Raw genomic sequence first — 12,254 nt, 5'->3', positions numbered from 1 at the left:
ACTTGTATCACTCTTACCCTTCCAAGCGAACATAAGCAATAATAGGAATACGCACAACTACATCTTCTGGTGGTCCATAAGAAGGAGAAGTACGAACAATTACTGCCCCATCCGTCACAGATAAAAGAACGCCTGCAATGATTTCTACAGCTGTCACAACTTGCACTAGTTCCCCAACATGGTTACGTAATTCATCAGTAAATAACATATATAACGCTCCTTTCTTACGCTTCTTTAATTGATATAATACTTGTAAATGGTAATAAAACTTCTGTTCCTATTCCTTCTTGCAATGTTAAGAAGTCATCACCAACTGCTACAATAACGCCTGTTAACTGTCCCACTGTCACAGTAATTTCTACGTTTTTACCTAAATACTGCTCTGCAATTTCTTTAAAAGGTGATGTAGTACATTCTTTTAAAATTTTACAAATAATAGATTGAAATCTACTTGATTCAATAACTTCTTCAGTAGCTTGCTTAGAGTTTCTTTGGATAAATCTCGCGAAGTTTTGTGAAAATAAAAGTCTTTCCACAGCAGGTAATAACTTATTATCTAAAAAATATTCTAATTGCCTATTAAACACTCTCGATAATTTATGCCAATATTTTCTGAACAGACACATACACTTCTCCTCCTATTATTTTTAGATTATAAAATTTCACATCCATACATCTTAATGTATACAAAATAGATATTTTTGTGATAGGTAAGACATACATTTTCTAAAAGAAATATTTGGTTCAAGGCATAAAAAAAACTATCCAAAAGGATAGTTTCTTACACTTCAATATTCCGCAATATCGAATAAATATCGTTATTCACTTTACCAAATGATTTAATGTTATTTTGAATGTTAGATAATAAAACAACATATACACTACCATTTTTACTAAATCCGTTTAAGCAATTCCATCCTGGCATTACACCGTGATTCGAATAGCTTCCTGGGTCTACGTACCATCCAAACCCGTAATCCTTTTTTCCACCCGTAAACATTTGATCGTAACTCTCTTTTGAAATTAATTTACCAGAGAATAGTGCTTCGTTAAATAAATATAAATCATGCGCACTTGTGTATATATCACCACAACCATATAGTTGTGACATGCTCGGAATATTAGGTGTTGTCATATTATTATTTACTATTTTATAACCCGTTGATGGGAATCTTGTTTGTTCTAACGCTGTACCAAAACCAGAATGTTTCATACCAGCAATAGCAAAAATATGTTGTTTAATATATTCTTCGAGCGACTGTCCACTTACCTTCTCGGCAATGTATGCAAGTATAGAGTAGTTCGAATCAGAATACTTCCACTTCTCTCCTGGATCACCGATACGCTTTTGATTTCCTATCCGCTTTATCAGTTCTTCATGAGAAATATCTTCTTTTCCCTGCTCATATTCGGGAATCCCTGATGTATGTGTTAATAGATGTTTTAGCTGAATACTATTACCTTGAGGAAAATTTGGAATATACTTTGCAACAGTATCTTCTACTTGTAATTTATTTTGATCTTTCAACTGCATAATAGCAGTTGCTACAAACGCCTTTGAAATAGAACCAATATAAAAAGTCGTCTCTGAATTATTCGGTACTTTCTGTTCTTTATTTGCCATACCGTACCCTTTATTCAAAAGAACTTTTCCGTTCTTCACAATAACAGCTGTCCCGCTAAATCCTGCGTTTTGTAAATACTGGTCCAATTGAGCGTTTTCATTAATTTCTTGAGGTGGTCCCTCGGGAAGCTTCTCCACAGCTTGCGCTTGCTTCACTTGTTCTTCCTGCTCTTTTTGTTTTTGCTTCTGTACTTCTTGTTTCTTTTTTTCTTCTTTCTTTTTTAGCTCTTCTTGTTTCTTCATTTCTGCTGCCGCTTTTAAAGTTTCTTCTTTCTTATTATGCGCAACAATTTTTGTATACATGAAATATACAAGTGATAATAGTAAGACGAGAATGATTGTTCTTTTTATGTATACAATCGGCCGACGTACTTTCCCATTCGCATTATTTTTTTCCTGATCCATAATTGCTTTTTTCCCCTTACTCACCAATAATTTAATTCCTTTACTAAAGATTCGTTTTAGTAGATTATGGATAATCCACTCTATATCATCCCTACTTTATCACGCACTGCACATATTACCAACCTATATGTACAAAAAAGAAAAAGAAAATTTACAAAAGTAAGATTCCCGTTAAATTATTAACAAAAAAAAGAGGATATCCTCTAAAAAATTGATGTTATCAATCTTTTTGGACATCCTCTTATCTCATTATTTATACGTGTTTTTTCATATCATCGGCAACAGATTCAACATTTGTACCTACGATAACTTGGACACTTGTATTACTTAATTTCATAACACCTTTTGCACCAGCACGTTTTAATGCTGCTTCATTTACTTGACCAGCATCTTTTACTTGTAAGCGTAGACGTGTTGCACAGTTATCAATAACTGTTAAGTTTTCTTTTCCGCCTAAAGCTGCTACGTAAGTTTCACCAATTGAACCTGCAACTGGTGCCTCACCATCTTCAACTAACTCATCGTCATCTTCACGACCAGGAGTTTTTAAATCGAACTTCTTAATTAAGAAGTAGAATACTATGAAATAAATTGCTGCGTAAATTAAACCGATACCTGCTAGTAAGACTGGTTTTGTTGCAATACCGAAGTTTAAAGCGTAATCGATTGCACCGGCACTAAATGAGAAACCATCATGAATGCCAAGCGATGTTGTAATGAATAAAGAAAGACCTGTTAATACAGCATGAATACCATATAATACTGGTGATAAGAACATGAATGAGAATTCAATAGGCTCTGTAATACCAGTTAAGAATGAAGTTAATGCTAGACCAGCTAACATACCAGTAACTGCTTTACGCTTTTCTGGTTTAGCAGCTGCAATCATTGCGAAACATGCTGCTGGTAAACCGAACATCATAACTGGGAAGAAACCAGTCATAAACATACCTGCTGTTTTGTCACCTGCAAGGAAACGAGCAATATCACCATTAACAACATTACCTGCTGCATTTGTAAAGTCCCCAAATACAAACCAGAAGTATGTGTTCATTACGTGGTGTAAACCAATTGGGATTAATAAACGGTTTAATAAACCAAATAATCCTGAACCAATTGCACCTAAATTAACAATTCCATGAGCTAATGCATCAATACCATTTTGAATTGTTGGCCAAATTTGTGCAAATAGAATTCCTAATATCAGCATCACGACTGATGTAACAATTGGAACGAAACGTTTTCCAGCAAAGAAACCTAACCATTCTGGAAGTTTAATCTTATGGAATTTATTATAAAGAAGTCCTGCTATAACACCAACAATAATACCACCTAAGACTTTCATATCTACTTTAGTCGATAATTCAGCAGCCTTAGATACTTGTGTCATTGTATCCGCAAGCTTAGATGGATCTACATTTGCGCTATTACCTATTAAATCTTGGACTTTACTTAATTTACCTTGTAATTCAGCAGTTGAATACCCTTTGCTAAGTGCATCAATACTATTTTTCATAACAAGATAACCAATTGCACCTGCAAGACCTGCTGCACCACTACCATCCACTGAAAGACCGATTGCAATACCAATTGCAAAAATAAGTGCTAAGTTATCAAAAACTGCTGCGCCGGCCTGTGCCATAACAGGAATATCAAATACATCTGGTTGCCCTAAACGAAGCAATAATCCTGCTGCTGGTAGTACTGCGATCGGAAGCATTAAAGCTTTACCAATACGTTGTAAAAACTGCAACATTTTAATTCCCCCTAATCAAATTTATGAAATCGTTATCATTATAAGTACGCTTTAGAAAACGCTTTCTATTACATAACCATAATAACATATAGTTGTATAGATGTGTAGTTTTTATTTCTGAACTTTTTATGGATAAATCTCCTATTTCCAAACTGTTATATAAAAGGAAAATTCTCCTTTTTAAAATACAGAATACTCGAAACGAAAGACCTATTATAGCACATTGAACTTTCGTTTTATCATTCCACTTTTTCATGTTATTATTTATTTCCGAGCATATCGGGAAAAGTAAACTTAGTTAATTCAAAATAGGAGCGTTGGTACTATGCAGTGCATTGAAACAAACAACTTACAACAGTTGTTAGAACAAGTAAAACCATATACGAAAAAAGGAAAACTTGCTACTTATATCCCCGAACTAGGAAATGCAAATCCAGACGATTTAGGGATTGCCATTTTCCATAAAGAAACAGAATATATCCATGCAGGCAACTCACAAACACTATTTACTCTTCAAAGTATTTCCAAAGTAATTACACTTGCCCTTGCCCTTTTAGACCGTGGTGAAGAATATGTATTTTCTAAAGTTGGAATGGAACCAACGGGTGACCCATTTAATTCTATTATTAAGTTAGAAACGACAAGTCCATCCAAACCCCTTAATCCAATGATAAATGCAGGGGCCTTAGCTATTACAAGCATGCTAGCAGGAAAAGATAACGAGGAAAAAATGGAACGTATTCTTCATTTTGTACGTGAAATAACAGATAATCCTACTATTAATTATTCCTCTAAAGTTGCCGATTCAGAACTAGAGACAGCTTACCTAAACCGTTCACTTTGTTATTATATGAAACAAAACGGAATTATCGATTGTGATATTGAAGAACTTATGGATTTATATACTCGTCAATGCGCAGTTGAAGTAAACTGCATCGATTTAGCACGTATCGGCTTAATTTTTGCAATGGATGGATATGATCCATATAAGAAAAAACAAATTATCCCTAAGCATATTACAAAAATTTGCAAAACATTTATGGTCACATGTGGTATGTATAACGAATCTGGTGAATTTGCAATTCGTGTTGGTATTCCTGCAAAAAGTGGTGTAGCCGGTGGTATTTTTGGCTGCGTAAAAGGAGACATGGGAATCGGTATTTTCGGACCAGCTTTAGATGCAAACGGAAATAGTATTGCCGGTTTTAAAATTCTTGAACTTCTTTCTGCTCAAGAAGGTTGGAGCATTTTTTAATCGCGAGTTATCCTGCTATACTAGCAGGATTTTTTATTTCGCCAAAACCTCACTTTTGTCAGTTATCAATCCTCTTACAAAAACAGTGCTGAAAGTTTCTCTATATCATGCATATTTGTTCCCCCCTCCTGAATAATATAGTACAACCTAGCGCTATATGTGGAGGTGTGAAAGATGAAACTAATATTTCAAATGGGAAAACAACCTGTTCTTGAAAAAACAATCCTTCTTTTTATATTGAGTATTGTAGAAAGCTTGAAGTTAAAAGTTGTTTCACTCGACGAAGCTCACCGATACATATTCAATTTAGAAGTACTTGAATTATTAATGGATCGGAACATCGATGATCAAGTACTTGAACTTATTCATTTCGGGATGGGACTTGAAGACATTTATCATGTGCTTCCTGAAGAACTTGAGCATACGATTGAGGAATTAAAGTGGCTTTGCATTCAAGTATTAAGTGAGTACAGTATGCATGAAGAATCCGAACAATTAATTGAAGATATACGGTAAAAAAGCACCTATGTAGGTGCTTTTAATGTTTTTTTAAACTATTTTTATACGCCTCAATATTTACTGGTAGCTCTTCCTCTTCCAAAGTATGTTCATTTACATCTTTATGAATGAACGCACCTTTAGGTGGTTGATGATCATGCCCTTTTTTCTTATGATCAAATGCTTTCCCGCGTCCCATACAAATCCCCCTTTCTTAAAAGAAATCCGTATTAGTATGGAGAAAAGTACGTCGATATATGCAATCTCTTGCTGTATTTCCAAGGAAATACTCGAACCTTGTTTTCTACTCTCCTTACAACAACTGATCGATCCCAATAAGAATTAATAATAGTCCTGCGATAACTGTCGCCCATTTCCCTAAGTATTCTGCTAAAAATCGTTTTCCTACATACGCAAAACCACTAATACAAATAAAACTAAACACCCCAGAAATAGTCGCTGTAAGCCAAAGATTTAAATTTGTTACCCCTGCATCAAATCCACCTGCAATATTATTAATAGACAACGCAACTCCTAAAACAATTGCTTCTGAGAAACTAATTGTTTTAGAACCATCAAAATCTGCTTTTTCCGGATCACGTAAAATGCCCATAAGTACATTATCATCTTTAGAACCTGCAGTATTTTTTTGACCCAAGAAAGGCTGGCACAAAATAAACACACCGATTACCCCTAAAACGATTGCTCCAATCAGATTTGCTGTAAACTCTGAAATAAATAACGCAATCCAGTTTCCAAAAAATCCAGCTAGTAAAGTAAATAAAAATCCAAAGAATGCGATGATAAAATTGTTAAACCACGAAATACGAATTTTACGAATGCCATATGCAATTCCAACACCTGCATTATCTAAATTAGAAGCGATCCCGATTAAAAAAATTGAAAATAAGCCTGCCGTACTCATAAATAGTCACCCCTTTTTCTCACTTTTCAATGCATATTATGAAAATGTTGAGCAACTGTGCCTGTCTGTTTCATATACTTGTAATAAATGCTCAATATTTTTTCAATACTAAAAAAGGAGTGCCTACACTATGGCTAATGAAAACCCGAATGATCGGCTTGGCAAATTAATAAAAAAACTTTTAAAAGAACGCGCCTTATCTATGCGCCAACTAGGAATACTTACAAATATTGATCCTGCGACAGTCTCAAGAATTATTAATGGTAAACAACCGCCAAAACAAAAACATCTACAAAAATTTGCAGAATGTCTTCAAGTTCCACCCCAATTTTTATTTGATGAAATGTACCCTGATTCTCCTCACATTAATAAAGAAAAAACAGATATGTACACATCTCTTGATACCATTCAGCAAACGCTGCAATCCTCTAACTTATTCGATTTCGATTACACTACAACTCGCGTAAAACAAGAACTCGAAAATTACGAACGCTATGCCCAGACAACAGAAGGCGAAAAACGTATTCATGACAGTTTCGCAAGCAAATTAGAGCAAATTGATAGTGCTGGTCCTTTTATTGAACAATTAACAGATATGTATCAACAATTTTGCAATGAAACCATTTCAAAAGAAGAACGTGCAGTTCTTGGAAGCGCATTACTGTATTTCATTTTATCGACAGATATTATTCCCGACTATCTCTTTCCAATTGGCTATTTAGATGATGCGATCGCCGTTGAATTAGCAAAAGAGAAATTACTTGAAATAAAACGAAAAACATAGCAAAATAAAGAACTATTTCAGTTGTTTATTTTCACCTCTGAAATAGTTCACTAAAAAATCGTACAAGTATACATACTCGTACGATTTTACTATACAAATCTATTTTTTCGTGTGGCACCATTCATATATAAATGCTGTTATTACTTTTGTAAATTCAATTAACTGTTCAATTTCAACTTTCTCATTTACAGAATGTGCTTCTTCTAATGTACCTGGTCCATATATAATCGCTGGAATATGAAACTCACTAAACCAACCGCCATCAGTTACCGTTGCAGACATATCTAAAATTGCATTTTTTGATAAAATAGACTCGTGTACTGAGCTAAGTTTTTTTACAGCTGCATGTTCCCTATCTACTTCTAATGAAGGGAAAATTTCACCACGATCTACAATCATTGATTCTCCGCCCCACTTAAATTGTGGCGGATTTTCGCTTAACCATGGATCGGCAGCTGCTACCTTTCCAATATATTCTTCAATTTCTTTTATTATTTGTTCATGTGTTTCGTTCGGATAGAAGTGCACGGTTATCCATAACTGGCACTCATCCGCAATAAACGCCGCATGCCTTCCCCCCTCAATAACAGCTGGATTAATTGTTGTTGTTCCAGATGGATAGCCTTCATATGTTTTCATGACTGCCCAGTGACGCTCTAATTCTTGTAAGCTCTGCACAATTTTCATCATTTTTTCAATCGCACTCGCTCCAAATAAACGTCCTCCAGCATGGATCATTTGTCTGCGCGTTGCATCATGAAACGTTTGCGGACTTTTCACTGTAATCCATCCAGTAATTACACCACCTTGCCCTTGCATATGTAAATCACTCGTATCCACTACGACTGCAAAGTCAGCATCGTAACCTCGCCTGCAGCATTGAAGTGTTCCTGCCTCTCCAACTTCTTCCCCTATTACTGATTGAAAGATTAAATCTCCAGGTAATTCAATACCAGCTTCTTGTAAAAGTTGAATGGCAAATAGCGCTCCAGCCAGCCCACCTTTCATATCTGCTGCGCCACGTCCAACTAACCAGCCATCTTTTATAAATGGATCAAATGGATCTGTTTCCCACGCCTCATCTGCTGACACTTCAGCTACATCCATATGACCATTAATAATAAGACTTTTATATGAGTCACTTTTTATTCCTTTTTTTACCCCAACAACGTTCGGATCATTCGGATATACATCCCATTTATTAATACTAAAATTTCGTTTTCTTAAAAACTCTGCAACAAATTCTTGCGCTTCATTTGTATTTCTCGCTGGCGGTGCTGGTGTTTCAAAACGAATTAATGTTTTTGTAAGTTCTAACAATTCCTCTTTCCTTGAATCTATTTGTTTTAACAACTGCGAAATTTCTCGATTCATCGCTAATTCCCCTTTGCATACATAGTATGTTTCCAGCTTTATTTTCACAAAAAAAGAGACTGTTTACAATTTTACAGTCTCCTAATTGATCACTATTATAAACTCTCTACTTCCGTTGTATTTGTCTTTTCAATATGCTCTACATTACTTCCCTTATTTCTTGTAGCACGATAAAACAGTAAACAAACAATCATAAATGGAATACCACAATACAATGCCATTCTTTGTTCTGGAATAAAGGCCATGCCAACGATTACTGTTACATTTAATACTAACGCAAGCAGTGGTACGAATGGATACAGCGGTGTTTTAAATTTCAGGTCTTTCACATCCCCGCCCTGCTTTATGTATGACCTTCTAGCTAATAAGTTAGATAGAGCAATAGATGCCCAAACTAGTATCGCTCCAAATCCAGCGATAGAAAGCAGCCATAAATAAACTGTATCTTCCGCATAAATACCTGATAATAATGAGAGACAACCTACAATTGTGCTTACAATCAATGCATAAATAGGAACACCGTTTTTAGATAACTTACCAAAAATCGGACTAATCATTCCTTGATTAGACATAGACCATAGCATACGAGAAGTTGCATATAATCCTGAATTCGCAACGGATAGAACTGCTGTAATAATAACGAAATTTATAATATCGGCTGCATAAGGAATACCAATTTTATCAAATACAACTACAAATGGACTTTCTATTACTCCTGCTTGCTGCCAAGGGAATAGTCCAGCAAGAATAAAAATAGATAGTACAAAGAAAACAAGTATACGCCAAACTGTATTGTTAATTGCCTTCGGGATCGTTTTCTCTGGATTTTCACTCTCACCTGCTGCAATACCAACTAGTTCTGTTCCTTGGAAAGAAAAATTAACTGCAATCATCGTAATTAAAATGGCTGATAATCCATTCGGAAACAGTCCCCCGTAATCAGTAAAGCTAGAGAATATCGGTGCTGGTTCATTTCCTTTCATATCTAGAAAACCAAACATTGCCGCCCCGCCTAAAATAATAAATGCAATAATTGTAATTACTTTAATACTTGCAAACCAAAATTCCACTTCCGCAAAACTTCTTGAAGATAACGCATTAATAGCAAAGAGCAGTACCGCGAACACTACACACCAAATCCATGACGGTACATCAGGAAACCAACGTTTCATCAAAATACTAACTGCAATTAATTCAATACCTATCGTAGCAGACCAGTTTAACCATGACATCCATCCCACTACATAACCTGCTGCAGGGGAAATATGCTTTGTCGCATACGTTTGATAAGACCCTGCGTCAGGCATCGCAACAGCTAATTCTCCAAGACAGAGCATCGTTAAATACATTACAAATCCACCGACAAGATACGCTACAATTGCTCCTCCAGGTCCAGCCTCATGAATCGTATAACCTGACCCTAAAAAAAGTCCTGTACCAATAACTCCACCGAGTGCAATCATAAATATGTGCCTACTTTTCAATTCTCTTTTTAATCCTTGGTTTTGATCCATCATATAAATCCCCCCTTTTCACTTTGCCAACCCATTTAATGTAAGCGTTTTTAAAAGTATTCATTGTAAAAATAATGATTGAAAAGAGCAAAAATACACGTCACTTACATTAATCACTGCCTGTTACTAAAAGGTCATCCCTTACTGTTATTAATAATTTTTGATCAGCAATAGCTTGTCCTTCTACTACTTCTAATGATTCAATATAACCACTGATCCCTATCTTAATTTCTACTTTCTGTTTATCTATTGTTTCAATTAACGCTAATTTCTCCCACTCGTATACGTAAGAACTTTCCGTAACAAATAACTTCTCTACTTTTCCATAACAAGGACTATACACACCTTCTATAACTGTCTTCACTTTATAAATTCCTCCCTCTTATTAATTGACACCAAAACGTTGTATATCCTGTAAAAATTCATATTCTCCCCTCTAGAGATTTCGAATATTATTTATGCAAAATACGTACCAAGTCTCTAATTCATATATTAAATGAGAGTTTCATACAAAAAAATGTGCACAACCGCAAAATTTTTCGATCATTTAAAAAGTTTTAAACGAAAAATAGCAAAATTTTTTTGCGATTTTATAAGAATTTTAATAAAATTATAAAAAGTCAGTCTTCATAGGGTGAAATGAGGAGAAGATGTTACATGCATACAGAAGAAATTAATTTCAAACAACTTATTGAAATGAATATGCTATATGAAACTTTAATCAATGAACTCGATATCGGGATTCATATTATTAATGAGGAAAGTAAAACGATTGTCTATAACCGCAAAATGATGGAAATTGAATCAATGGAACGCTCAGATGTATTATATAAAAGTCCTTTAGAGGTATTTGCATTTGAAGAAAATAAAAATAGTACTCTTATAGAGGCATTAAAATTTGGAAAAACAAAGAAAAATATAAAACAAACGTATTTTAACAATAAAGGACAAGAAATTACAACGATTAACGATACTTTCCCTATAATAGAAAATGGAAAAATTAAAGGCGCTATTGAAATATCAAAAGAAATTAGTAACTTAAAACAAACGATAAAAATAAGTCCTTCTCGAAAACAAAGCACTAAATTTACCTTTGATCACATAATTGGTGATTCTGAAGCCATTCAATCAATCATTACAGAAGGAAAAAGAGTAATTCGTACATCTTCCTCCATACTTCTCGTAGGGGAAACAGGCACTGGTAAAGAACTATTTGCACAAAGCATCCATAATGAAAGTCAGCGTTCAACCAAACCCTTTATTTCACAAAACTGTGCCGCTATACCTGATACCTTAATGGAAAGCCTACTATTTGGCACAAATCGAGGTGCCTTTACAGGAGCAATAGATAAATCAGGCTTATTCGAAGAAGCGAACGGAGGAACTTTGTTATTAGATGAAATCAACTCATTAAGTCCAGCACTTCAAGCGAAGTTACTACGAGCTATACAAGAAAAAACAATACGAAGAATCGGAGGCACACACGAAAAAGAAATTGATGTTCGTATTATAGCAACTATCAATGAAGATCCTTTCGAAGCCATCGCACATAATCGATTAAGAGAAGACTTATATTACCGATTAAGCGTCGTTACTTTATGTCTTCCGCCTTTACGTGAAAGAAAAGAAGATATTCCAGATCTTGTTCAGCACTTTATTGAAAAATATAATACTCAATTTGGGCTCAATGTAACCGATGTAGATGTAAATGTAAGAGAATTTTTCTATGCATATGATTGGCCTGGAAACGTACGGGAGTTGGAACATATAATTGAAGGTTCCATGAACTTGATAGAAGATGAAACCATCATTACAGCGTTTCATATGCCTACTCGCTTTCGTGAACGAATAAAAACAGAATTCAATATGCAACATGCACTAACTAATCACAATACTCATGCACCTAAAACTTTAAAACACACAATAGAAAAAATGGAAAAGAACTACATTAATCAAATTCTTAAAGAGAATCATGGCAACATTTCACAAGCTGCAAAATTTTTAGGATTAAGTAGGCAAAACTTACAATATCGAATTAAAAAACTGCATTTACACATATGAAATAAACATGTCTCCAAGTGCAAAAACAACTTGGTAAAATATGTTATAATAAACATAT

Annotated in this window: 13 protein-coding genes and 1 pseudogene; 4 read left to right on the top strand and 10 right to left on the bottom strand. The window is 34.7% G+C overall.

Annotated features, from left to right (window positions below; all coding sequences use genetic code 11):
• Positions 1–13: 13 nt before the first annotated feature.
• The 5 genes and pseudogenes from ACTFR8_RS25500 to ACTFR8_RS25480 all read right to left on the bottom strand — a co-directional run bounded on the left by ACTFR8_RS25500 (position 14) and on the right by ACTFR8_RS25480 (position 4,041).
• Positions 14–208, bottom strand: coding sequence for a hypothetical protein (locus tag ACTFR8_RS25500; RefSeq protein WP_000899469.1), 195 nt, complete (start codon positions 206–208; stop codon positions 14–16).
• 16 nt (positions 209–224) lie between these two features.
• On the bottom strand, positions 225–626 hold the full coding sequence (locus ACTFR8_RS25495; protein ID WP_000335544.1) for a hypothetical protein: 402 nt from the start codon (positions 624–626) through the stop codon (positions 225–227).
• A gap of 155 nt (positions 627–781) precedes the next feature.
• Positions 782–2,029 (bottom strand): serine hydrolase domain-containing protein, encoded by a 1,248-nt coding sequence (locus ACTFR8_RS25490; protein ID WP_252209774.1) that lies wholly within the window; start codon positions 2,027–2,029, stop codon positions 782–784.
• A gap of 253 nt (positions 2,030–2,282) precedes the next feature.
• The gene (nagE, locus tag ACTFR8_RS25485) at positions 2,283–3,785 is read right to left on the bottom strand and encodes an N-acetylglucosamine-specific PTS transporter subunit IIBC (RefSeq protein ID WP_000938903.1); all 1,503 of its coding nucleotides are present in this window, start codon (positions 3,783–3,785) and stop codon (positions 2,283–2,285) included.
• 141 nt (positions 3,786–3,926) lie between these two features.
• Positions 3,927–4,041, bottom strand: a pseudogene (locus ACTFR8_RS25480) (transcriptional regulator).
• Positions 4,042–4,110: 69 nt separating this feature from the next.
• On the opposite strand from ACTFR8_RS25480, the gene glsA reads away from it, so the two are divergent.
• Entirely contained in the window at positions 4,111–5,040 is a 930-nt protein-coding gene (gene glsA / locus ACTFR8_RS25475; RefSeq protein WP_001149850.1) for a glutaminase A, read from the top strand.
• A 174-nt stretch (positions 5,041–5,214) separates the two neighbouring features.
• A complete protein-coding gene (locus ACTFR8_RS25470; RefSeq protein WP_000766604.1) occupies positions 5,215–5,556 on the top strand; it encodes a DUF3969 family protein in 342 nt (113 codons plus the stop codon).
• Positions 5,557–5,578: 22 nt separating this feature from the next.
• Here ACTFR8_RS25470 and ACTFR8_RS25465 read toward each other — a convergent pair whose 3' ends face one another.
• The gene (locus ACTFR8_RS25465; protein WP_000532409.1) at positions 5,579–5,737 is read right to left on the bottom strand and encodes a hypothetical protein; all 159 of its coding nucleotides are present in this window, start codon (positions 5,735–5,737) and stop codon (positions 5,579–5,581) included.
• A gap of 114 nt (positions 5,738–5,851) precedes the next feature.
• Positions 5,852–6,463, bottom strand: coding sequence for a sporulation membrane protein YtaF (gene ytaF, locus ACTFR8_RS25460; RefSeq protein WP_030022841.1), 612 nt, complete (start codon positions 6,461–6,463; stop codon positions 5,852–5,854).
• 130 nt (positions 6,464–6,593) lie between these two features.
• On the opposite strand from ytaF, the gene ACTFR8_RS25455 reads away from it, so the two are divergent.
• Complete coding sequence (locus tag ACTFR8_RS25455; protein ID WP_100619381.1) at positions 6,594–7,247, top strand: DUF1232 domain-containing protein; 654 nt, start codon at positions 6,594–6,596, stop codon at positions 7,245–7,247.
• A 99-nt stretch (positions 7,248–7,346) separates the two neighbouring features.
• Here ACTFR8_RS25455 and ACTFR8_RS25450 read toward each other — a convergent pair whose 3' ends face one another.
• The 3 genes from ACTFR8_RS25450 to ACTFR8_RS25440 all read right to left on the bottom strand — a co-directional run bounded on the left by ACTFR8_RS25450 (position 7,347) and on the right by ACTFR8_RS25440 (position 10,499).
• On the bottom strand, positions 7,347–8,621 hold the full coding sequence (locus ACTFR8_RS25450; protein WP_001078357.1) for an acetylornithine deacetylase: 1,275 nt from the start codon (positions 8,619–8,621) through the stop codon (positions 7,347–7,349).
• Positions 8,622–8,716: 95 nt separating this feature from the next.
• Complete coding sequence (locus ACTFR8_RS25445) at positions 8,717–10,138, bottom strand: amino acid permease (protein ID WP_000969243.1); 1,422 nt, start codon at positions 10,136–10,138, stop codon at positions 8,717–8,719.
• 106 nt (positions 10,139–10,244) lie between these two features.
• Positions 10,245–10,499, bottom strand: coding sequence for a biotin/lipoyl-containing protein (locus ACTFR8_RS25440; RefSeq protein ID WP_000859489.1), 255 nt, complete (start codon positions 10,497–10,499; stop codon positions 10,245–10,247).
• 293 nt (positions 10,500–10,792) lie between these two features.
• Here ACTFR8_RS25440 and ACTFR8_RS25435 point away from each other — a divergent pair, with 293 nt between their 5' ends.
• The gene (locus ACTFR8_RS25435; RefSeq protein ID WP_000556698.1) at positions 10,793–12,196 is read left to right on the top strand and encodes a sigma-54 interaction domain-containing protein; all 1,404 of its coding nucleotides are present in this window, start codon (positions 10,793–10,795) and stop codon (positions 12,194–12,196) included.
• Positions 12,197–12,254: the final 58 nt, after the last annotated feature.

Origin of the sequence: Bacillus cereus group sp. MYBK15-3 (genome assembly GCF_051916765.1) — a bacterium.
Lineage (GTDB): Bacteria > Bacillota > Bacilli > Bacillales > Bacillaceae_G > Bacillus_A > Bacillus_A cereus.
Note: the sequence above shows the minus strand (reverse complement) of the source record. Positions and strands in the feature narration are given on the sequence as shown.

Coding starts and splice junctions, on each gene's coding strand:
- ytaF (WP_030022841.1), bottom strand. CDS start 6,463: ATGAGTACGGCAGGCTTATTTTCAATTTTTTTAATCGGGATCGCTTCT.
- ACTFR8_RS25495 (WP_000335544.1), bottom strand. CDS start 626: ATGTGTCTGTTCAGAAAATATTGGCATAAATTATCGAGAGTGTTTAAT.
- ACTFR8_RS25445 (WP_000969243.1), bottom strand. CDS start 10,138: ATGATGGATCAAAACCAAGGATTAAAAAGAGAATTGAAAAGTAGGCAC.
- ACTFR8_RS25470 (WP_000766604.1), top strand. CDS start 5,215: ATGAAACTAATATTTCAAATGGGAAAACAACCTGTTCTTGAAAAAACA.
- glsA (WP_001149850.1), top strand. CDS start 4,111: ATGCAGTGCATTGAAACAAACAACTTACAACAGTTGTTAGAACAAGTA.
- ACTFR8_RS25450 (WP_001078357.1), bottom strand. CDS start 8,621: ATGAATCGAGAAATTTCGCAGTTGTTAAAACAAATAGATTCAAGGAAA.
- ACTFR8_RS25465 (WP_000532409.1), bottom strand. CDS start 5,737: ATGGGACGCGGGAAAGCATTTGATCATAAGAAAAAAGGGCATGATCAT.
- nagE (WP_000938903.1), bottom strand. CDS start 3,785: ATGTTGCAGTTTTTACAACGTATTGGTAAAGCTTTAATGCTTCCGATC.
- ACTFR8_RS25490 (WP_252209774.1), bottom strand. CDS start 2,029: ATGGATCAGGAAAAAAATAATGCGAATGGGAAAGTACGTCGGCCGATT.
- ACTFR8_RS25435 (WP_000556698.1), top strand. CDS start 10,793: ATGCATACAGAAGAAATTAATTTCAAACAACTTATTGAAATGAATATG.
- ACTFR8_RS25500 (WP_000899469.1), bottom strand. CDS start 208: ATGTTATTTACTGATGAATTACGTAACCATGTTGGGGAACTAGTGCAA.
- ACTFR8_RS25455 (WP_100619381.1), top strand. CDS start 6,594: ATGGCTAATGAAAACCCGAATGATCGGCTTGGCAAATTAATAAAAAAA.